Annotated in this window: 19 protein-coding genes; 9 read left to right on the top strand and 10 right to left on the bottom strand. The window is 70.1% G+C overall.

Features of this window, described 5'->3' with window-relative positions:
- Nucleotides 1-7: 7 nt before the first annotated feature.
- From trmD to nirD, 3 genes are read right to left on the bottom strand one after another with little or no spacing between them, the layout of a single operon-like run.
- Nucleotides 8-715 carry a tRNA (guanosine(37)-N1)-methyltransferase TrmD gene (gene trmD, locus ASE44_RS05540; protein WP_056778071.1) on the bottom strand — a complete coding sequence of 236 codons (708 nt, stop codon included), beginning with the start codon at nucleotides 713-715 and terminating at the stop codon, nucleotides 8-10.
- A 46-nt stretch (nucleotides 716-761) separates the two neighbouring features.
- Nucleotides 762-1,520 (bottom strand): sirohydrochlorin chelatase, encoded by a 759-nt coding sequence (locus tag ASE44_RS05545; RefSeq protein WP_056006866.1) that lies wholly within the window; start codon nucleotides 1,518-1,520, stop codon nucleotides 762-764.
- Nucleotides 1,517-1,891: a nitrite reductase small subunit NirD gene (gene nirD / locus ASE44_RS05550; protein WP_056006869.1), complete on the bottom strand. Its 375-nt coding sequence runs from the start codon at nucleotides 1,889-1,891 to the stop codon at nucleotides 1,517-1,519. The genes ASE44_RS05545 and nirD overlap by 4 nt, the downstream gene beginning before the upstream one ends.
- Before the next feature lie 211 nt (nucleotides 1,892-2,102).
- Between nirD and nirB the strand changes: the two genes are divergently transcribed.
- From nirB to ASE44_RS05580, 6 genes are all read left to right on the top strand, one after another.
- Nucleotides 2,103-4,703, top strand: a complete 2,601-nt coding sequence (gene nirB, locus ASE44_RS05555) for a nitrite reductase large subunit NirB (RefSeq protein ID WP_056778074.1) — start codon at nucleotides 2,103-2,105, stop codon at nucleotides 4,701-4,703.
- Nucleotides 4,704-5,483 (top strand): uroporphyrinogen-III C-methyltransferase, encoded by a 780-nt coding sequence (gene cobA / locus ASE44_RS05560; protein WP_056006875.1) that lies wholly within the window; start codon nucleotides 4,704-4,706, stop codon nucleotides 5,481-5,483. It begins immediately after the preceding gene.
- Nucleotides 5,480-6,643 (top strand): uroporphyrinogen-III synthase, encoded by a 1,164-nt coding sequence (locus ASE44_RS05565; protein ID WP_056006878.1) that lies wholly within the window; start codon nucleotides 5,480-5,482, stop codon nucleotides 6,641-6,643. Before cobA ends, ASE44_RS05565 begins: the two co-directional genes overlap by 4 nt.
- A gap of 190 nt (nucleotides 6,644-6,833) precedes the next feature.
- Nucleotides 6,834-8,252 carry an MFS transporter gene (locus tag ASE44_RS05570; protein WP_056006881.1) on the top strand — a complete coding sequence of 473 codons (1,419 nt, stop codon included), beginning with the start codon at nucleotides 6,834-6,836 and terminating at the stop codon, nucleotides 8,250-8,252.
- A 37-nt stretch (nucleotides 8,253-8,289) separates the two neighbouring features.
- Nucleotides 8,290-10,452, top strand: coding sequence for a molybdopterin oxidoreductase family protein (locus ASE44_RS05575; RefSeq protein WP_056778077.1), 2,163 nt, complete (start codon nucleotides 8,290-8,292; stop codon nucleotides 10,450-10,452).
- The gene (locus ASE44_RS05580; RefSeq protein WP_056778080.1) at nucleotides 10,449-12,113 is read left to right on the top strand and encodes an FAD-dependent oxidoreductase; all 1,665 of its coding nucleotides are present in this window, start codon (nucleotides 10,449-10,451) and stop codon (nucleotides 12,111-12,113) included. The genes ASE44_RS05575 and ASE44_RS05580 overlap by 4 nt, the downstream gene beginning before the upstream one ends.
- 92 nt (nucleotides 12,114-12,205) lie before the next feature.
- Here ASE44_RS05580 and rimM read toward each other — a convergent pair whose 3' ends face one another.
- The 3 genes from rimM to rpsP are packed head-to-tail and all read right to left on the bottom strand — an operon-like array spanning nucleotide 12,206 to nucleotide 13,551.
- Nucleotides 12,206-12,874, bottom strand: a complete 669-nt coding sequence (rimM, locus tag ASE44_RS05585) for a ribosome maturation factor RimM (protein WP_056778084.1) — start codon at nucleotides 12,872-12,874, stop codon at nucleotides 12,206-12,208.
- On the bottom strand, nucleotides 12,875-13,126 hold the full coding sequence (locus ASE44_RS05590) for an RNA-binding protein (RefSeq protein WP_056006893.1): 252 nt from the start codon (nucleotides 13,124-13,126) through the stop codon (nucleotides 12,875-12,877). It abuts the gene before it with no gap.
- Nucleotides 13,127-13,128: 2 nt separating this feature from the next.
- Nucleotides 13,129-13,551, bottom strand: a complete 423-nt coding sequence (gene rpsP, locus ASE44_RS05595; protein WP_056006896.1) for a 30S ribosomal protein S16 — start codon at nucleotides 13,549-13,551, stop codon at nucleotides 13,129-13,131.
- 251 nt (nucleotides 13,552-13,802) lie between these two features.
- Between rpsP and ASE44_RS05600 the strand changes: the two genes are divergently transcribed.
- Nucleotides 13,803-14,945, top strand: a complete 1,143-nt coding sequence (locus tag ASE44_RS05600) for a glutamate--cysteine ligase (RefSeq protein WP_056778085.1) — start codon at nucleotides 13,803-13,805, stop codon at nucleotides 14,943-14,945.
- Nucleotides 14,946-14,955: 10 nt separating this feature from the next.
- Here ASE44_RS05600 and ASE44_RS05605 read toward each other — a convergent pair whose 3' ends face one another.
- Together ASE44_RS05605 and ffh are read right to left on the bottom strand one after the other, a co-directional pair.
- On the bottom strand, nucleotides 14,956-15,336 hold the full coding sequence (locus ASE44_RS05605) for an META domain-containing protein (RefSeq protein WP_056778088.1): 381 nt from the start codon (nucleotides 15,334-15,336) through the stop codon (nucleotides 14,956-14,958).
- Nucleotides 15,337-15,352: 16 nt separating this feature from the next.
- Nucleotides 15,353-16,906, bottom strand: a complete 1,554-nt coding sequence (ffh, locus tag ASE44_RS05610) for a signal recognition particle protein (protein ID WP_056006905.1) — start codon at nucleotides 16,904-16,906, stop codon at nucleotides 15,353-15,355.
- A 103-nt stretch (nucleotides 16,907-17,009) separates the two neighbouring features.
- On the opposite strand from ffh, the gene lipB reads away from it, so the two are divergent.
- Nucleotides 17,010-17,684: a lipoyl(octanoyl) transferase LipB gene (gene lipB / locus ASE44_RS05615; RefSeq protein WP_056778089.1), complete on the top strand. Its 675-nt coding sequence runs from the start codon at nucleotides 17,010-17,012 to the stop codon at nucleotides 17,682-17,684.
- A complete protein-coding gene (gene lipA / locus ASE44_RS05620; RefSeq protein WP_235522553.1) occupies nucleotides 17,681-18,697 on the top strand; it encodes a lipoyl synthase in 1,017 nt (338 codons plus the stop codon). The genes lipB and lipA overlap by 4 nt, the downstream gene beginning before the upstream one ends.
- Nucleotides 18,698-18,734: 37 nt before the next feature.
- Here lipA and ASE44_RS05625 read toward each other — a convergent pair whose 3' ends face one another.
- A complete protein-coding gene (locus ASE44_RS05625) occupies nucleotides 18,735-19,235 on the bottom strand; it encodes a DUF2004 domain-containing protein (RefSeq protein ID WP_056778092.1) in 501 nt (166 codons plus the stop codon).
- Nucleotides 19,235-20,113, bottom strand: a complete 879-nt coding sequence (gene ftsY / locus ASE44_RS05630) for a signal recognition particle-docking protein FtsY (protein ID WP_056006913.1) — start codon at nucleotides 20,111-20,113, stop codon at nucleotides 19,235-19,237. The genes ASE44_RS05625 and ftsY overlap by 1 nt, the downstream gene beginning before the upstream one ends.
- Nucleotides 20,114-20,138: the final 25 nt, after the last annotated feature.

The following is a 20,138-nucleotide window of genomic DNA, read 5'->3' on the forward strand; positions in this document are numbered from 1 at the left end:
TAACCGCTCAGCCGCCGGTGACGTCGTCCGGCAGCAGGTCGGGCCGGACCTCGCGGGTCCGCTCGAGCTGCTGCTGACGCCGCCACGTCGCGATAGCCCCGTGGTTGCCGCTCAGGAGCACCGGCGGTACCGGCAGCCCCCGCCATTCGGACGGCTTCGTGTAGCTCGGGTATTCGAGCAGACCGTCCTCGTGCGACTCCTCGACGAGACTCTCGGGATTGCCGACCACGCCGGGGACCAGCCGACCGATCGCCTCGATCATGGCCATGACCGCGACCTCGCCGCCGTTCAGGACGTAGTCGCCGAGGCTCACGAGGCGGACGCGTGCCCGGCTGGCCGTGTGCTCGAAGACGCGGTGGTCGATGCCCTCGTACCGACCGCAGCCGAACACGAGGTGCGGCTCGAAGGCGAGTTCGCGGGCCATCGCCTGGGTGAAGACCTCACCCGCCGGCGAGGGGAAGATGACGAGCGGCTCGTCCTCGGTGTCGTCACCCAGGATGCCGTCGAGCGCCTCGCCCCAAGGCTCGGGCTTCATGACCATCCCGGCCCCTCCGCCGTACGGGGTGTCGTCGACCGTGCGGTGACGGTCGTGCGTCGAGTCGCGGAGATCGTGGACGTCCAGCTCGATCAGGCCGCCCTGCTTGGCCTTGCCGAGCAGGGAGAGGTCCAGGGCATCGAAGAAGGTCGGGAAGATCGTGACGATGTCGATGCGCATGAGGAGCAGTCTATTCGCGCGAGGGGCGGCCTCCCGGTCGCGTCGATCAGTCGGACAGCCTGGCCGACGCCTCCTCGTAGCGATCGATCACGAGGTCGACGATGCCTGCATCCGGCGCCTCGCCCGGGTGGAGGAGCGGCGACGTCACCGCGTCGGCCCCGGCCTCCTCGAGCAGCCGCGCGAAGTATCCGGGTGCCAGCAGATAGGTCGCGATGACGACCCGCCCGCGCGGTCGGCTCGCTCGGGCTTCTGCGACCGCGTCGGGTACCGCCGGGCTGGCGGCGGAGACGAACGCGGTCACGACCGGGACGCGCAACCGTGCCTCCAGGCGCCGTCCCATCTCGAAGCAGTCCGCGACGGCACGCGCATCCGTCGAGCCGGCGGCGGCGAGGACGATGCGGTCGTCGGGCGTCACGCGCAGCGCCTCGAGTCGGCGGGCCAGCACCGCGACGAGGCGGTCGTCTGGCCCCATCGCGCGCGCCAGGGCGGTCGATCGCTCCGTCGCCTCGAGGTCCTCCACGAGGTCGACGTGGACGTGGAAGCCCGCGGACAGGAGCAGCGGCACCACGACGGCCGGACGGCCCGATTCCACGGAGCCGAGCGTGGCGGGGACGTCGGGCTGCTGGACGTCCACGAAACCACCGGCGACGTGCAGGTCGGCCCTGGCATGCTCGACGGCGGTGACGAGCGCGGCGACCGACGCCTGGCCGATGGGACAGCTCGTGCCGTGCGAGACGGCGACGAGGGCCGGCGTCGTGCGGGTGGCGGGCTCCGCCCGGCGGACACCGGGGGCGAGCAGGGTCATCGCTCCTCCCCCAGCTCGATCTCGACGAAGCCCCCGACGATGCGGGTGCTGAAGGTCCTGAGGAACAGGTTCGGGTCGGTGAAGCACTCGCCGGTTCCGAGGTCGTAGACCTGCTTGTGCAGCGGCGAGGCGATGGTCGGACGCTCTCCCCGTGAGCCGACGATGCCGCGGGCCATCACCGGCGCCGCCGTCTGGGGGTCTCGGTGGTCGACCGCGTACACCTCCTCGGCGCCGATGCGGAAGACGGCGATCTGGCGTGCGCGGAGCAGCGCCACCTCGCCCCACGACAGCTCGAGATCGTCGATGGCGCAGACCCGTCGCCAGTCGGCGAGCGCCGTCCGCGCGGTCTGCTCCGGTGTCGTCACGCTCATCGTCGGCCTCCTGCTGGTCGTGCGTCGGAGCACCGACGCTACGGGCGGGGTGTTTCGGCTGATCACCCACGAGGTTTCGGTCAGGTGAAACCGACCTCACATCGCGTCCCACCGTCTGTGCGGTCCTCGACCCGTCGGGGACACATCCGGGCAACGGTCCGGAAACGCCGCCTCAGTACGCTCGCTGGAACACGAGCCGAGGGGGCCCACGATGACCGATCGCACTCCACAGGGCGGACCACGCCGCATCGTCGTCGTCGGCGGCGGACCGGCCGCGCACCGGTTGGTCGACGCCCTGCACAGCCGTGACGGCGGGGAACGGACGCACATCACCGTCATCTGCGAGGAGCTGCACCGCCCCTACGACCGCGTCGCGCTGAGCAAGCGACTCGACGACGCCTCGATCGACCTCACGCTCACCCCGTCCGCCGTCTGGGACGAACACCATGTCTCCCTCCTCCTGGGCGAGCGTGCGGAGCGCATCGATCGTGACGCACGGACGGTGCACACCTCGCTCGGTCGGCTCGTGGAGTGGGACGAGCTGATCCTCGCGACCGGCTCGTCGGCGCCGGTGCCGGAGATCGACGGCGCGGAGCACGCACTCGTCTACCGCACGCTCGACGACGTGGACCTGCTCGTCTCCGAGATCGAGCGCATCGGAAGACTGCGGGGACGTCCCGCTCGCGTGATCGTCGCCGGCGGTGGTCTCCTCGGGCTCGAGGCCGCCGGCGGCGCGGCTCGCCTCGGCGCCGACGCGAGCGTCGTGCACTCCGGTTCGTGGCTCATGTCGGCACAACTCGACGAGGGAGCCGGACGTGCACTCGGCCGGATCATCGGCGCGCAGGGCATCGCCTTGCATCTGGGGACCCGTCCTCGCTCGATCCTCCTCGACGAGGACGGCGCCGTCTCGGGGGTGAGGTTCTCGAGCGGCCAACAGGTCGAGGTGGACATCGTGGTCTTCGCGATCGGCATCCGGGCGAGGGACGAACTCGCGCGCGACGCCGGGATCGACCTCGGCGAGCGCGGTGGCGTGGTCATCGGGACCGACTGCAGGACGTCGGCGGCCGGGGTCTGGGCGATCGGGGAGGTCGCCTGCTTCGAGGGACGCTGTACCGGGCTCGTGGCGCCGGCGAACGCGATGGCGGAGGTCGTCGCCGACCGGCTGCTCGGCGGCGAGGCGGAGTTCACGACGGTCGACGACGCGACGAAACTGAAGCTCTCCGGCGTCGACGTCGCGAGCTTCGGCGACGCCCTCGCCCGGACGGAGCACAGCCTCGAGATCGTCTACGCCGACCCGGCACGGGGGCTGTACCAGAAGCTCGTGATGACCGACGACGCGAAGACACTCCTCGGCGGCATCTTCGTCGGCGACGCCTCGCCCTACGTCGCGTTGCGCCCGCTCCTCGGGAGTGAGCTGTCGAGCGAACCCGCGGCCTACCTGTCCGCCTCCGGGATCGAGGCACCGGCCGGGGACGAGCTGCCGGACGCGGCGCTCGTCTGTGCGTGCAACGCCGTCACCGCGGGCTCGGTCCGCGAGGCGATCGCCGGCGTGCACGGCGAGGCCTGCACGGAGCTCGGCCCGCTCAAGGCCTGTTCACGGGCCGGCACCCAGTGCGGCTCGTGCGTCCCACTCGTCAAGAAGATCCTCGAGACGGAGCTGACGAAGTCCGGTATCGCCGTGTCGCGCGCCCTCTGCGAGCACTTCGCCCTGTCTCGGCAGGAACTGTTCGAGTCCATCCGGGTGCTCGGCCTCACCTCCTTCGACGACATCCTCGCCCGGTTCGGCGTCGGTCGCGGCTGCGACGTCTGCAAGCCCGTGGTCGGCTCCATCCTCGCCAGTCAGCAGGGCGGCTACATCCTCGACGGTGGGCGCGGCACACTCCAGGACACGAACGACCGTGCGCTCGCGAACATGCAGAAGGACGGCACCTACTCGGTGGTCCCGCGGATCCCCGGCGGTGAGATCACGCCCAAGAAGCTCGCGGTGATCGCGCAGGTCGCCACCGACTACGGGCTCTACACGAAGATCACGGGCGGGCAGCGCATCGACCTCTTCGGGGCCCGACTCGAGCAGTTGCCGGAGATCTGGCGCATCCTGGTCGACGCCGGGTTCGAGTCCGGCCAGGCCTACGGCAAGTCCCTCCGCAACGTGAAGAGTTGCGTCGGGTCGAGCTGGTGCCGGTTCGGGGTGCAGGACTCCGTCTCCATGGCGGTCTTCCTCGAACTCCGCTACCGGGGGCTCCGGGCGCCGCACAAGTTCAAGTTCGGCGTGTCCGGCTGTGCCCGTGAGTGCGCTGAGGCTCGTGGGAAGGACGTCGGGATCATCGCGACCGAACAGGGGTGGAACCTGTATGTGGGCGGAAACGGCGGGTTCCAACCGACGCACGCGCAGCTCCTCGCGGGTGACCTCGACGACGAGATGCTCATCCGGTACATCGACCGGTACCTCATGTACTACATCCGCACGGCCGACCGTCTCCAGCGCACGGCACGGTGGATGGAGGACCTCGAGGGCGGACTCGACCACGTCCGGGAGGTCGTCGTCGAGGACTCGCTCGGGCTCGCCGCCGATCTCGAACAGGCGATGGCCGCCCATGTCGAGGGCTACGAGGACGAGTGGGCCGCCACCCTCGCCGACCCGGAGCGCCTCCGACGGTTCCGTTCCTTCGTCAACGAACCGGGCGAGGCGGAGCCCGGGTTGCCGCGCGTGGCCGAACGCGGCCAGTACCGACCGGCCACGGCTGCGGAGGTCGAACGCGGCGAGGCCGTCTACGTCGCAGGGCCTACCATTCCAGTGAGAGAAGGGGCGTAGATGTCGCGTGCAGGCAGGGTCACCCTGGTCGGTGGCGGACCGGGCGATCCCGCGTTGCTGACCGTCGCCGCGGTGGAAGCCCTGCGCGACGCCGACGTCGTGCTCTACGACCGACTCGCCCCGCATGACGCCCTCCCTTCCCTCGCACCGAACGCCCTCCTCGTCGACGTCGGCAAACGCCCGGGCCACCACCCGATCGGGCAGGAGGGCATCGAGACCGTCATGGTCCAGCACGCCCTGGACGGTGCGGCCGTCGTCCGCTTGAAGGGCGGCGACCCGTACGTGTTCGGCCGTGGTAGCGAAGAGGTGCTCGCCTGCCATCGCGCGGGCGTCCCCGTCCGCGTCATCCCCGGCGTCTCGAGCGCCGTCGCCGTACCCGCCGCCGCCGGGATCCCCCTCACCCATCGGAACCTGAGCCGGCTCTTCACGGTGGTGAGTGGTCACATGCCGCTCTCCGACGACGAACACCGTCACCTCGCCGGGCTGGGTGGCACGATCGTGGTCCTCATGGGTATCGGCACCCTGCCCTCCGTCTCCCAGGGACTGCTCACCGCGGGACTCGCCGCCGACACCCCGGTCGCGATCATCGAGCGCGGTTACAGCGAGACCCAGCGGACGACGATCGCGGACCTCGGTTCGATCCTCCACGTGGCGGCGGCTGCCGGGGTGCGATCCCCGGCGGTCATCGTGATCGGCCACGTCGTCTCCTTCGCGTTCGACGGCGACGCCGAGGCCGCCGAGCTCCTGGAGCGGGCAGAACGCCTGGCGGCGACGGCATGACCGACGCCACGGCGGGATCGCCGGACCCCGGCCCCGACGTCACCTCGCCGGTACCGGGGTTCCGCGCGGACCAGCTCGAGGGGTTCCGGATCGGCGTGACGAGCGACCGCCGGTCGCAGGACCTCATCGACGCCTTCGAGCGACGCGGCGCCACGGTCGTGCACGCCCCGACGCTCCGGATCGCCCACGCTCAACACGACGAACCCCTCATCGACGACACGCGCGACATCATCGCGGCACGTCCGGACGTGCTCCTCGCCACGACCTCGTACGGCGTCCGCCGGTGGTTCGAGGTGGCCGACGCCGCCGGACTCGGCGACGAGCTCGTCGACGCGCTCGCCGACACGGACATCCTCGTCCGCGGCCCGAAGGCGCGTGGGGCCGTTCGGGCTGCGGGCCTGAACGACGTCGGTATGAGCGACCGCGAGACCACCGCCTCCCTCGTCGACAAGGTCCTGGCCGAGTACCCGGCAGGCCTCCGGGTCGCCGTCCAACTGCACGGGTACACCGATGAGCGACAGCTCGAGCGCCTCCGCGCCGTGCATCCGGAGGTGCACACGGTCGCCCCGTACCGGTGGACGGACCCGGACGCCACCGACGAACGCGTGCGCCGGCTCGTGGACGCCATCGTGAGCGGATCGCTCGACGCGGTCACCTTCACGAGTGCACCATCGGTCGTCGCCCTCTTCACCGCCGCCGAGGCCCTCGGACTCGAGGACGCCGTCGTCGACGCGTTCCGCCACGACGTGCTCTGCGCGGCGGTCGGCCCCGTCACGGCCGCACCGCTGCTGGCGCAGGACATCGAGCCCATCGTCCCCGAACGGTTCCGCATGGGGGCGCTCATCCGACTCCTCTGCGAACACCTCGAACAGCACGCGATCCTCCGCGCCGAGACGCTGCACGGTCCCATCGCCATCCGCGGAGCCATCGTCGAACTCCCCGGGTCCCGCGTGCGGCTCCCCCCGAACTCGCTCGCGCTGCTGCGAGCGCTCGTGCGCGCCAACGGCGCGGTCCTCTCACGGTCTGCCCTCGCCGACGCCCTCCCGGCGGCGGCCGACCACCACGCCCTCGAAGTGCAGATGAGCCGACTGCGCCAGGCACTCGGCGTCCCCGGCCTCATCAACACCATCGTCAAGCGCGGCTACCGACTCGACGTCTGACCCGTTCGAGCCGACGCGCGCGTCCGACCGAGCCCGACCGCGTCCCGACGGTCCGCGTCCTCACGGTCGTCGACGAGCGGTGTGAGCAGGAGGTGACGCAGGTGTTACGTGGGCGGTCGGACGCCGAAACACGGCGTCGATAGCGTCGGAGACAGCACCTCTCCCGCTTCACCGAACGCTCGGAGCAGTCATGACCACGAACCTCGACGCAGCAGACACGACGCCGACCACCGCCCCGACGGCCGGAGCCCCGGTCGCCCTGATCCACCGCCCGGGGCGCTGGATCGACGGCTGGAACCCTGAGGACACGGCCTTCTGGGAGCGTGAGGGTCGGAGCATCGCCGGGAGGAACCTGCGGTGGTCGATCTTCGCCGAGTTCCTCGGCTTCGTCGTCTGGCAGCTCTGGAGCATCGTCGTCGTGATGTTGCCGAGTGCGGGGTTCTCCTTCTCCACCGCCGAGACGTTCTGGCTGATCTCCATGCCGAGTCTCGTCGGCGCCACCCTCCGGTTCCCCTACTCGTTCATGGTCCCGAAGTTCGGCGGACGCAATTGGACGATCATCTCCGCCGGGCTGCTCCTCATCCCGTCGATCGCCCTCGCGCTCTGCGTGGGCAATCCTGACACCCCCTTCGGCGTCATGCTCGTCGTCGCCGGACTCGCCGGCTTCGGCGGCGGCAACTTCGCCAGTTCCATGTCCAACATCACCTACTTCTACCCGCAGCGGGAGAAGGGGTGGGCGCTCGGCTTGAATGCGGCCGGCGGCAACCTCGGTGCCGCGGTCGCGCAGTTCGTCGTACCCATCGCGGTCACGATCGGTGCGGCGGCCAGCCTCAATCTGAGCCTGGCCGGCTGGATCTGGGTGCCGCTCATCCTGGTGGCTATGGTCGGCGCGTACCGCTCCATGGACAACCTGTCGTCCGCGAAGGCCGATCTCCGCGGGTCCGCGGCCGCGCTCCGCGAACCGCACCTCTGGCTCCTCGCCGTGCTCTACATCGGTACGTTCGGATCCTTCATCGGCTTCGCGAGCGTCTTCCCCAAACTCATCGCGGATCAGTTCCCCGCGTTCTCGACGTTCGCCGTGGGTTCCGCCTCGATCTCCCTCGCGTTCCTCGGAGCCTTGATCGGTTCCCTGGCCCGGCCCTTCGGCGGACGGCTCGCAGACCGCTTCGGTGGTGCGGTCGTGACGATGAGCGCGTTCGCGGTCATGGCGCTCGGTGCGCTCGCGGTGCTCTGGACCCTTCCGCTCGCGAACTTCTGGCTCTTCCTCGGATGTTTCCTGCTCCTGTTCGTGGCCGCCGGCGTCGGCAACGGCTCGACGTACCGGATGATCCCCAGTGTGTTCGCCGCACGTTCCGGGCTGCAGGACGCCCACCAGCGCGGTGGCGATGTGACGACGCAGCGGAAGGCGGCGGCCGCCCTGGGACTCATCTCCGCGATCGGTGCGTACGGCGGCTTCGTGATCCCGCAGATCCTCGGCCTCTCGCACGGTGCCACCGGCAGCTACTCGTCCGCGTTCATCGGGTTCGTCGGGGCGTACGTCGTCCTCTTCGCGATCACCTTCCTCGTCTACTTCCGGAGGAACGCCTCGCTGGCCGGTCAACGGCTGTGAGCGACCGTCCCGTCCACGTCTGACCGAAGGACACCGCATGCCGCGTTCCACCGCCCCGGCGACCGACACCCACTGCCCCTACTGCGCCCTCCAGTGCGCGATGTCCCTCACCCGGGCACCCACGGTGGACGGCGTGGCTCCGCGGCTCCCACTCGAGGTCTCGGGACGGGACTTCCCGACCAACCGGGGAGGCCTCTGCAAGAAGGGGTGGACGTCCGGCGAGCTCCTCGGGCGGGGCGACCGCCTCAAGGCCCCGCTCGTGCGGAACGCCGCCGGGGCGCTGGTCGAGACGAGCTGGGACACCGCGTTGGATCTCGTCGCCTCGACCATCCTGCGGATCCGCGAGGCACGCGGAGCGGACGCCGTCGGGGTGTTCGGAGGCGGCGGACTCACGAACGAGAAGGCCTACCAGCTGGGCAAGTTCGCGAGGATCGCGATCGGCACGAGTCGGATCGACTACAACGGGCGGTTCTGCATGTCGTCCGCGGCGGCCGCGGGCAACCGGGCGTTCGGGATCGACCGGGGGCTGCCGTTCCCGCTCGAGGACCTCGACGGCGCATCGACCGTCCTCCTCCTCGGGTCGAACGTCGCGGAGACCATGCCGCCGTTCATCGGTCATCTCACGGGTGCGCAAGCCGCCGGCGGTCTCATCGTCGTCGACCCGCGTCGTTCGGCGACCGCCCGACTGACCGAGCAGCAGCGTGGCATGCACGTGCAACCCGCCCCGGGCACCGACCTCGTCTTCCTGCTGGGGCTGACGCACCTCGTCCTCGTCGAGGGGCTCGCCGACCTCGACTACCTCGAGCGCCGCACGACGGGGCTGGGTGCGCTTCGGCGCAGCGTCAGCGCCTGGTGGCCGGAACGGGTCCAGTCGGTCACGGGCGTGCCCACCACGGTGCTCCGCGAGGTCGCGCATCGACTCACCACGGCCGGCGGGGGCACCTACATCCTCACGGGTCGGGGCGTCGAGCAGCATGTCGACGGCACCGACACGGCCACCGCGGCCATCAACCTCGCGCTCGTCCTCGGCCTGCCTGGCCGGCCGGGGTCCGGCTACGGCACCCTCACCGGTCAGGGCAACGGCCAGGGCGGTCGGGAGCACGGGCAGAAGTGCGATCAGCTGCCGGGGTATCGGAAGATCACCGATCCCGAAGCGCGCCGTCACGTCGCGGGTGTCTGGGGCGTCCCCGTCGAGTCGATCCCCGGCCCCGGTCTCCCGGCCGTCGCCCTGCTGAACACGCTCGGAGATGCCGACGGCGTGCACGCGCTCCTCGTCCACGGCTCGAACGTCGTCGTCTCGGCACCCAACGTGCAGACGGTCCGCGATCGCCTGGAGCGTCTCGAACTCCTGGTGGTGTGCGACTTCTTCCTCTCCGAGACCGCCGCGCTCGCCGACGTCGTCCTCCCCACCACCCAATGGGCTGAAGAGGAGGGCACCATGACGTCCTTGGAGGGCCGGGTCATCCGCCGACGGCTGGCCGTCGATCCTCCGGCGGGTGTCCGGAGCGAACTCTGGATCATGCGCGAGCTGGCGCGTCGACTCGACGCCCCCGGTCGGTTCGACGTGGACCCGGCCCTGGTCTTCGACGAGCTGGCGGCAGCGTCGGCCGGTGGTGTCGCCGACTACTCGGGTCTCAGCCATGCCCTGCTCGACACCGGCATCGCCGCCCATTGGCCGTTCCCGGCGGGCGGTTCCGGCACCCCACGGCTGTTCAGCGAACGGTTCGCCCACGACGACGGTCTGGCGCGTCTCGTCCCCGTCCGTCCCGCCGTCGGATCGGAGTCCGTCGACGCGGAACACGAGCTCACCCTCACGACCGGTCGGCTGCTCGAGCACTACCAGTCCGGGACCCAGACACGCCGCGTCCCGGAGCTCGACGACGCCCGCCCCGCTGTGTTCGTCCAGCTCCACCCGGCAACCGCTGCACGTCTCGGCATCGTCGAGGGCGGAATGGTCGAGTTGTCGAACCGTCGTGGAACCCTCACTGCGCGGGCGAGCATCGACCTCGACATCCGTCACGACACCGTGTTCCTTCCGTTCCACTTTGCCGGTGCGGCCTCGGCGAACCTCCTGACGCAGGACGCCGTGGACCCGGTCTCCGGCATGCCCGACTTCAAACGCGCGGCGGTCCGCGTGCGTCCGGCCGTCCACGGCGGATCCCCCGTGCCCGCTGCCGCCGGGGTCGGTGCACGATCATGAACGCCCAGCGTCGCGGCCCACTCCGGATCGTCCTCATCGGCTTCGGGCCGGTGGGCGCGCGGTTCGCCGAGGAGCTCGCCCCCGGTGTCCGCGCAGGCGACGTCGCGCTGACCGTGATCGGCCAGGAGCCCGTCGACGCCTACAACCGTGTCCTCGTCGCCGAACACGCCACCGGTTCCGCACAGCTCGCCGACATGACCCTCGTCAGCGCCCGGGACTTGGCCGACGACGGCATCAGGGTGCTCCTCGGCGCAACCGCGACCCGGATCGATCGCGTGGGCCGGACAGTGGAACTCGACCGTGGAGACGCACTCCCCTACGACCATCTCGTACTCGCGACCGGAGCACGGGCGAACGTCCCGACCCTCGACGGCATCGATCGGTGGAGACGCGACCTCCCGGCACTGGAGAAGTACGGTGCGCGTCTCATGGGGTCGGATCACGCCCTCCCGGCCGGGGTGTGCGCCATGCGCGACCTCGACGACGCCGACACCGTCGCTGCGGTCGTACGGACTGGCGGACGGATCGTCGTCCTCGGCGCGGGTGTGCTGGGCCTCGAGACGGCTCTTGCGGCGGCGAGGGCCGGGGCCGACGTGGTCGTCGTCCATCACGGCCCCACGCCGATGCCACGCAACCTCGATCGCGGCGCCGGCTCCGTCCTGTCCACAGCGCTGCGCGCAGCGGGTGTCGAGGTCGTGGCGAACAGTCGAGCGGAGGCGGTGGGCTACCGGGACGACCCGGCTGGCGGTCGCCGGTTCGACGCGCTCATCACCGCGGACGGCAAACGGATCGCGGGAGACCTGCTCCTGTTGTCGTGCGGCGTGAGCGCCCGGTCGGACCTCGCGGTCCTCGCCGGGCTCCGAGTGGGCGCCGGCGTCCTCGTCGACGAAGCGCTCACCAGTTGGTCCGACGAGCGGATCTCGGCGATCGGAGACTGCGCGCACGTCCTCACCCCGACGCCGGAGCGCCGCACTGAACGGGTCGTGCCCGGTGGCCCCTCCGGGCTCATCGGTCCGGGATGGCGGCAGGCGGAGTGGCTCGCTGCCCACCTCCTCCGAGCGGGTGCGGCGGCCGACGACCGGCGAGGTCTGCTCACGCCCCCGCCCGTCGAACGAGCGAGTCCGGTCGCGCTCAAGGCCACAGGAGTCGACGTGGTCGCGGTCGGCGACGTCGAGGTCGACCCCTGGGACGTCTCCCCCGAGCCTGCGGACCCCTGCGGGCTCCACGTCTCGGCGAGGCGCAGCGTCTCGGTCTGGGCGGACCCCGACCACGGCCGGTACGTGAAGATGGTCACCCGCGCCGGCGTCTTGAGCGCGTTCGTGGCGGTCGGGATGCCTCGGGCCGCCGCCGAGCTGACCCTGCTCTACGAGAGCGGTGGCGAGCTGCCCGCGGACCGTTCCGTGCTGCTCCGTCTGGACGGGCCGGACGCCGTCGGCGCGACGTCAGTCGACGCCTTCGCGCCGACCACGACCGTCTGCACCTGCAACGGTGTGACGGTCGGCAGGATCCGGGAGGCTGCGGAGGCCGGCAGCACGACGGTCTCCTGCATCGGGAAGGCGACCCGCGCCGGCACCGGGTGCGGCGGGTGCACCGACCGGATCACGGCGGTGTTGGAGCGGGTCGCGGCGGGCGAGCACCAGGGCGAGCCGATCGCCGTGTGACGCTCCCGGGAACGACGACGGCGGAGGCGCCTGCTGCATGCAGCTGACGACTCCGCCGTGCGGTGCGAACCGGAGTGCGGCTCGGAACGGTGTTACTCGGGCCTCGGCGTCCCGGTCTCCTCCGGAGCCGTCTCCGACTCCTCGGATGCTTCTGCCTCCGGGGCGTCGGCGTCCGGGGCATCGGCGACCGATGCGTCCGGAGCGTCGTCCGCCTCGGGGAGCTCCTCGAAGAGCCCGGTCGGCGGCGTGACCGTCACGATCCCGGCGGCGACGTCCACAGCCGGGACGATGGCCTTGACGAACGGGACCATGACTTCGCCGTCTCGTGTCTTGACGATCAGGAGGTCCTGCGAGGGGAAGTGCTCGACCCGCGCGACGGTTCCGACCGACGCACCATCACGATGCACCGCCAGACCGACGAGCTGGTGGTCGTACCACGCGTCTTCCTCGGCCGGCAGCTCCGTCGGGTCCTGTTCGACCCACAGGATGGCCTTGACCAGGGTTTCGGCTTCGCTGCGATCGGTGATCCCGACGAAGAACGCCACCGGCTGGCTGTTGTACCAGCGGAGCTCGATGAGCTCGAGTGACTTACCGCGCCATTTGGAGCCGGCGGGGACCTGCAGGGTGAAGCTCGCACCTGGCGTGAACCGGTGTTCCGGCTCGTCCGTGTAGAGCTCGACCTTCAGGGCGCCCTTCAGGCCATGTGCCTTCGTGAGCCGGCCGACCCGCAGTTGGGTCTTCGGCTCCGTCTCCTCAGCCACCTAGGCGCTTGCGCCGGTGGCGTCCGTGTCGACCACGTCGACTCGGACCCGCCGGCCGTCCGCCAACGCAGCCACCAGGGTGCGGAGGGACTTGGCCGTCCGGCCGGCACGACCGATGACCCGGCCGAGGTCCTCGGGGTTCACACGAACCTCGAGGACCTCGCCACGGGCGGAGTTCTGTGCCGTGACGCGAACGTCATCCGGGTGATCGACGATCCCCTTGACGAGGTGTTCGAGCGCGGGAGCGAGCAAGGCTACGCCTGCTCTGCTTCGGCGGCGTCAGCGGCGGGAGCCTCGGCCTCGGCCGGAGCAGCCTTGGCCGGAGCCTCGGCCTTCGGCTTGAGGACGGGCTTCTTCTTCTCGTCGGCGACGAAGGCGGCCTTCGGCTCCTTGACGCGGACGGTGCTGACCGCGTCCTTGTCGCCCTTGAACTTGCCCCAGTCGCCCGTGAGCTTGAGGAGCGCTGCGACCTGCTCGGTCGGCTGCGCGCCGACGCTCAGCCAGTACTGTGCGCGCTCGGAGTCGACCTCGATGAACGAGGGCTCCTCGGTGGGGTGGTACTTGCCGATCTCCTCGATGACACGGCCGTCGCGCTTCGTGCGCGAGTCGGCGACGACGATGCGGTAGAACGGCGCGCGGATCTTGCCGAGACGCTTGAGACGGATTTTGACAGCCACGATTCTCCTGAATGATGTGATGTTTGATGTGCTCGCTGCCGAAAGGTGGGGCCACACGCTCGACGCGAAAACTGTGGTTGCTGCGGGCGTCGGATAGAGGGTCGAACTCCGCGCAGACTCAACTCTCTATTCTGCCAGACATCGGCCGATCTGGGTAATCCTGCGACACGGGGGCGGAAGGACCGGCGTACCGCGTGGAAGGATGGGCTGGCGCACGGCACCCGGCCGTGCCCTGCGGGAGGTCGACGCCAATGCCCATCGAGTTCGCCAGCTCCGAGCGTTCGACCGTCGGCCTCGAGTGGGAGGTCGCCCTCGTCGACCGCGACACCGGGGATCTCGTCGCCTCCGCCGACACCGTGCTCTCGGAACTCCGCGGCGACGACGGTTCCGAGCACGCGCAGATCACGAACGAACTGCTGCTCAACACGCTCGAGCTCGTCTCCGGGGTGCACCACACCGTGCCGGAGGCGATCGCCGACCTCGAGGGGCAACTGGCCGAGGTGCGCGCCATCACCGATCCCATGGGCGTGGAGCTCATCTGCAGCGGCTCCCACCCGTTCGGGCAGTGGTACGACCAGCAGGTGACCGACAAGCCGCGCTACCACAAGCTCATCGACCGCACGCAGTGGTGGGGCCGGAACATGATGATCTGGGGCGTCCACGCCCACGTCGGCGTCGAGACGGTCGACAAGGTCCTGCCGATCATGAACGGGCTGTTGACCTACCTCCCGCATCTCCAGGCACTGTCCGCGTCGAGCCCCTACTGGGGTGGTGTCGACACCGGGTACGCGTCGAACCGCGCGCTCATGTTCCAGCAGCTCCCGACCGCGGGCCTCCCCTATCAGCTCTCCGACTGGGAGCAGTTCGAGGCGTACGTGGACGACCTGACGGTCACGGGCATCATCGAGGACCACACCGAGGTCCGCTGGGACGTGCGACCCTCACCGCAGTGGGGCACCGTCGAGATGCGCGCCTGCGACGGCGCGTCGACCGTGGGCGAGTTCGCCGCACTCGCCTCCCTCATCCACTGCCTCACCGAGCACCTCTCCGATCGCCTGGACGACGGCGAGCGGCTGCAGACCCTGCAACCCTGGTACGTCCGGGAGAACAAGTGGCGCGCGGCGCGGTACGGGCTCGACGCGGAGATCATCCTCGACTCCTCCGGTCACGAACGGTTGGTGACGGACGACCTGCACGACCTGCTCGACACCCTCGCGCCGATCGCGCGGCGGCTCGGCTGCTCGGAGGAGCTGGCGAGTATCGCCTCGATCATCGACCACGGTGCGAGCTACCAGCGTCAGCTCGCGGTCGCCCACGCGAACGGCGGTAGCCTGCAGGCCGTCGTGAGCGCGCTCGCGAAGGAGCTGCGACACGGGGTCCAGCCGACCGCCTGACGAGGCGGAGTCATTCGTCGCGGTCGAGCGTTCCGATCCGCGCGCCGGCGTCGTCGGTCACGACCAAGCGCTCACCGTCGTCCGACAGGGCGACCTCGGCGATCGCCCGGAGCCACGTGTCGACGCCGGGGCATGCCATGAGCGTGCCCGCGACATCGGAGACCGCGACCGAGTCGTCCTCGGCCCGCCAGGAGCCGGAGAGGCTGTTGCACCCGTCGGAACCGGTGACCCGACCGTCGTCGGCGAAGACCAGGTGGGGCTCCGCTGCGCCGCTACCGTCGCCCCACGTTCCGACGACGCGCTCTCCGACGCCACCGGTGGAGCAAGCGGCGAGCAGCGCGGCCACGAGGACGACGCCGATGGCCGTCGCCGGCACCCTCAGCGCACGCATCCCGCCACCGCCGGTGTCAGCGACCCAGGAACTTCTGGAGTTCGGCGAGTTCAGCCTCGGTCGGCGCCTTCGTGCCCGCCGACGCGCCGCCACCGAGCCCGAAGCCCGCACCGGTTGCCGGGGCCTGCGCCTCGACGACACCGGCGTTCTCCGCTGCCCGCTTGGCCGGGTTCCCTGATCGGGAACCCTTCTTCTTCGCCTGAGGCTTCGGACGGTTCGTCCGTGCGCCGGGGACCGGGCCCATGCCGGGGATGTTCGGAACGCCGCCCTTGGCGACCGTCTTCATCATCTTGGCAGCTTGCTCGAACCGGTTCACCAAGGCGTTGACCTCGGTCACCGTCATGCCGGAACCCTTGGCGATCCGCAGCCGGCGCGAGCCGTTCAGGATCTTCGGGTTGGTGCGCTCGGCGGTCGTCATCGACTGGATGATCGCCTCGGTGCGCACGATCTCGCGCTCGTCGAAGTTCTGGAGCTGCTCCTTCATCTGGCCCATGCCAGGGAGCATGCCCATCATCTTCTTGATGGAGCCCATCCCCCGCAGCTGCTGCATCTGCTTGAGGAAGTCGTCGAGGGTGAACGAGTCGGTCGCGAACTTCTCGGCGACCTTGCGCGCCTCGTCCTCGTCGAAGTTCTGCTGCGCCTGCTCGATGAGGGTGAGGATGTCACCGAGGTCGAGGATCCGGCTGGCCATGCGGTCGGGGTGGAAGGGCTCGAAGTCGTCGAGGCCCTCGCCGGTCGACGCGAACATGATGGGACGGCCCGTGACCGAGGCGATCGAGAGGGCGGCTCCACCGCGTGCGTCACCGTCGAGCTTCGACAGCACGACACCGGTGAAGTCGACGCCGTCGAGGAAGGCCTTCGCCGTCGCGACGGCGTCCTGTCCGATCATCGCGTCGATGACGAAGAGCACCTCGTCGGGGTCCACCGCCTTGCGGATGTTCGAGGCCTGCTTCATGAGCTCGGCGTCGACACCGAGTCGACCGGCGGTGTCGACGATGACCGTGTCGTAGAGCTTCTGCTCGGCGAACTTCACGCCGTCGCGCGCGACCTTCACCGGGTCGCCGACGCCGTTGCCCGGCTCAGGCGCGTAGACGGGGACACCCGCCTGTTCCCCGACGACCTGGAGCTGCGTGACCGCGTTCGGCCGCTGGAGGTCCGAAGCGATGAGCAACGGCGTGTGGCCGTCCTTCTTGAGCCACTTGGCGAGCTTGCCCGCGAGCGTCGTCTTTCCGGCACCCTGGAGGCCGGCGAGCATGATGACGGTCGGCGGCTTCTTCGCGAACTCGAGCCGGCGCTGCTGACCACCGAGGATCGTGATGAGCTCGTCGTTGACGATCTGCACGACCTGCTGCGCCGGGTTCAGCGCCTTGCTCACCTCATCGCCGAGTGCGCGTTCGCGGACGCGACCGGTGAAGTCCTTGACGACGTCGAGTGCGACGTCCGCGTCGAGGAGTGCGCGGCGGATCTCGCGGACGGTGCCGTCGACATCGGCAGCGGAGAGCTTGCCCTTGGTGCGGAGGTTCTTGAACGTGTCCGCGAGGCGGTCAGAGAGGGTACCGAACGTTGCCATGATCCCTCCAGTTTAGGGCAGTCGGCGTCCTGGTCCCGTCGATCGATCGGAACCGCCGGAGATGAGTATTTGGACGGCGTCCAAGAATGCTATCGTGGCCGCCATGACAGAGCTCCTCCTCGCCGGACTCGCCCCGGCGTTCGTCCCCTACCTCGACGGCTGGGCGCTGCAGCGCCGGGTGCACGCGGCCGTGGTCGCCGGCACCGGCCCCGAACAGTTGATCCTCTGCGAACACGAGCCGGTGTACACGGCAGGCAAGCTGACGCGCGCCGACGAACGTCCGGACGACGGGACGCCGGTCGTCGCCGTGGACCGTGGTGGGCGGATCACCTGGCACGGCCCCGGACAGCTCACCGGCTACCCCATCGTCCGCCTGCCGGAGCCCGTGGACGTCGTCGCCCACGTGCGTCTGCTCGAGGAGGTCATGCTGCGGACGATCGCCGAGCTCGGTGTCGCCGGGCGGCGGATCGACGGACGATCCGGCGTCTGGGTGGATCCGGCGGGCGGTGGCCCCGCGGCGAAGATCGGCGCCGTCGGCGTGCGCATCCAAGCCGGGGTCGCGATCCACGGCTTCGCCCTCAACTGCAGCAACTCGCTCGAGCCGTTCGAGCACATCGTCGCGTGCGGCATCGCCGATGCCGGTGTCACCACGATCAGCGAGGAGCTCGGCCGCACGGTCACGCCGGGTGACGTGGCTCATCGCGTGGCGGAACGGTTCGCAGACCTCCAACACGGTTGGCGGTTCACCTCCGCCCCTGCGGTCGGAGCGGTCGCGTGAGCGCCTGTGGTGCACCGGCACCCGATGCCGCGGCGGACACCGGCGGTCGCAAACTGCTGCGGCTCGAGGTCCGCAACGCGCAGACGCCCATCGAGCGGAAACCCGACTGGATCAAGACCCGCGCGACGATGGGCCCCGAGTATCGGCAGCTCCAGACCCTCGTGCAGGAGGAGGGGCTGCACACGGTGTGCCAGGAGGCCGGGTGCCCGAACATCTTCGAGTGCTGGGAGGACCGCGAGGCGACCTTCCTCATCGGCGGCTCGCAGTGCACCAGGCGGTGCGACTTCTGCCAGATCGACACCGGCAAACCCGCCGACTACGACCGCGACGAGCCGCGCCGGGTCGCCGACTCCGTGCAGCGCATGCGGCTCCGCTACGCGACCGTGACGGGTGTGGCCCGCGACGACCTTCCCGACGAGGGCGCGTGGTTGCACGCCGAGACCGTCCGCCGCATCCACGAGACCAACCCCGGCACGGGTGTGGAGATCCTCGCGACCGACTTCTCCGGCAACCCCGACCTCCTCGGCGAGGTGTTCGCCTCACGTCCCGAGGTGTTCGCGCACAACGTGGAGACGGTGCCCCGCATCTTCAAGCGGATCAGGCCCGCGTTCCGGTACGAGCGGTCGCTCGACGTCCTCACCCAGGCCAGGGCCGCCGGGCTCATCACGAAGTCCAACCTCATCCTGGGCATGGGCGAGGACCGGAGCGAGATCAGCCAGGCGCTCGAGGACCTGCACGAGGCGGGCACGGACATCATCACCGTCACGCAGTACCTGCGCCCGACGCCTCGGCATCTCCCCGTCGACCGATGGGTGAAACCGCAGGAGTTCCTCGAGATCAAGGAGGAGGCCGAGGAGATCGGGTTTCTCGGTGTGCTGGCCGGTCCGCTCGTCCGCTCCTCTTACCGGGCCGGTCGCCTCTGGGCGCAGTCCATGACGGCGAAGGGACTGCCGGTCCCCGAGGGCCTACGCCATCTCGCGGACTCCTCGCTCGGGTTCGCCCAGGCGGTCTGAACGCCGGGGCTCCGTCCCGGGGCTGCGGCCCCGGGACTCAGTCCTCGCTCGTGACCCCGGTGACCTCGCCGTCGGAGCTGTAGGCCACCATGAGCACGCCGTCGAGCTGGTCGGCGTCGAGCGAGTACTCGAAGATCGCGAACGCCTCGTCGCCGTTGTGCTGATGCGGCGCGAACCCGACACTCAGCAGGGTCATCGATCGGATGACGTCGACGTCGCGGTCGCCGGACTCGTCGACGAGGACGTCCGGCAAGGACTCGCCCAGCTCCTCGACGGCCTGGATGATGTACTCCGTGACCTCCGAGGTGCGGTCGTCGACCTCGCCCAGCATCGCTTCGCGGGAGCGCAGGTCGAAGCCCTCGAGGGCCAGGATCATCGCGGCCGCGAGGTCGAGCGCGTCGGCGGGGATCTCGTCCTCGTCGGGCGCGCTGAGCGAGATGGACACGGACTGCTCGCCCACGTCGATGTTGTCCGACCAGTACACGCCGCCGCCCGGCTCGGTCGCGATGATGCCGAAGTAGTCGTGCTCGATCGCCATCAGTTGCCCACCAGGTTCTGTGCGAAGACGTGGGGCGTGAAGCCGGTGAGGTCCCCGATCCCCTCACCCTGTCCGACGAGTTTGATCGGGATGCCGGTCTTCTCCTGGACGGCGAGGACGAACCCGCCCTTCGCGGAGCCGTCGAGCTTCGTCAGGACGAGCCCCGTCACGCCGGCGTGCTCGATGAACGCCTGCGCCTGCGACAGGCCGTTCTGCCCGGTCGTCGCGTCGAGGACGAGGAGCACCTCCGAGATGGGCGCCTGCTTCTCGACGACGCGCCGGATCTTCGACAGCTCGTCCATCAGCCCGCCCTTGGTCTGCAGCCGGCCCGCGGTGTCGATGATGACGATCTCGGTCCCCGTCCGCTTGGCGTACTCGATCGTCTGGAACGCGACCGAGGCCGGATCCTGGCCCTGCTGCTGGGGGCGCACGATCTGTGCCCCGGCGCGCTCCGCCCAGGTCGCGAGCTGTTCGACCGCCGCGGCACGGAAGGTGTCGGCCGCACCGACCACGACGCTGCGATCGTAGTTGCGGAGGAATTTCGCGAACTTGCCGATGGTCGTGGTCTTGCCGACCCCGTTGACGCCGACGACGAGGACCACCGCAGGGCGCTCGCTGAGCTTCAAGGTGGTGTCGAACTTCGACAGCCGCTCCTCGACCTCCTCGCGGAGCATCCGCTGCAGGTCGCGCGGATCGGTCGTGCGGTAGCGGTCGACGGAGGCGTGCAGACCGGTGACGATCGACTCGGTGACGTCGGGGCCGAAGTCGGCGCCGATGAGTGCGTCCTCGAGGTCCTCCCACGTCGTCTCGTCGATCGTCGGACGTTGGAACATGCCTTTGAGGGCACCGGAGAGCGACCAGGGTGTGCGTGCAGCCATGGTCTCAGCGTAGCCGTCGGCGGGG

The sequence above is a fragment of the Plantibacter sp. Leaf1 genome, from assembly GCF_001421315.1.
Lineage (GTDB): Bacteria > Actinomycetota > Actinomycetes > Actinomycetales > Microbacteriaceae > Plantibacter.

Excerpts from the sequence above, each read along its gene's own strand:
- cobA (WP_056006875.1), top strand. The coding sequence starts at position 4,704 with ATGTCGCGTGCAGGCAGGGTCACCCTGGTCGGTGGCGGACCGGGCGAT.
- ffh (WP_056006905.1), bottom strand. The coding sequence starts at position 16,906 with ATGGCAACGTTCGGTACCCTCTCTGACCGCCTCGCGGACACGTTCAAG.
- ASE44_RS05625 (WP_056778092.1), bottom strand. The coding sequence starts at position 19,235 with ATGGCGATCGAGCACGACTACTTCGGCATCATCGCGACCGAGCCGGGC.
- ASE44_RS05545 (WP_056006866.1), bottom strand. The coding sequence starts at position 1,520 with ATGACCCTGCTCGCCCCCGGTGTCCGCCGGGCGGAGCCCGCCACCCGC.
- ASE44_RS05600 (WP_056778085.1), top strand. The coding sequence starts at position 13,803 with ATGCCCATCGAGTTCGCCAGCTCCGAGCGTTCGACCGTCGGCCTCGAG.
- nirB (WP_056778074.1), top strand. The coding sequence starts at position 2,103 with ATGACCGATCGCACTCCACAGGGCGGACCACGCCGCATCGTCGTCGTC.
- ftsY (WP_056006913.1), bottom strand. The coding sequence starts at position 20,113 with ATGGCTGCACGCACACCCTGGTCGCTCTCCGGTGCCCTCAAAGGCATG.
- lipB (WP_056778089.1), top strand. The coding sequence starts at position 17,010 with ATGACAGAGCTCCTCCTCGCCGGACTCGCCCCGGCGTTCGTCCCCTAC.
- ASE44_RS05565 (WP_056006878.1), top strand. The coding sequence starts at position 5,480 with ATGACCGACGCCACGGCGGGATCGCCGGACCCCGGCCCCGACGTCACC.
- ASE44_RS05605 (WP_056778088.1), bottom strand. The coding sequence starts at position 15,336 with ATGCGTGCGCTGAGGGTGCCGGCGACGGCCATCGGCGTCGTCCTCGTG.
- ASE44_RS05575 (WP_056778077.1), top strand. The coding sequence starts at position 8,290 with ATGCCGCGTTCCACCGCCCCGGCGACCGACACCCACTGCCCCTACTGC.
- trmD (WP_056778071.1), bottom strand. The coding sequence starts at position 715 with ATGCGCATCGACATCGTCACGATCTTCCCGACCTTCTTCGATGCCCTG.
- ASE44_RS05580 (WP_056778080.1), top strand. The coding sequence starts at position 10,449 with ATGAACGCCCAGCGTCGCGGCCCACTCCGGATCGTCCTCATCGGCTTC.
- ASE44_RS05570 (WP_056006881.1), top strand. The coding sequence starts at position 6,834 with ATGACCACGAACCTCGACGCAGCAGACACGACGCCGACCACCGCCCCG.
- nirD (WP_056006869.1), bottom strand. The coding sequence starts at position 1,891 with ATGAGCGTGACGACACCGGAGCAGACCGCGCGGACGGCGCTCGCCGAC.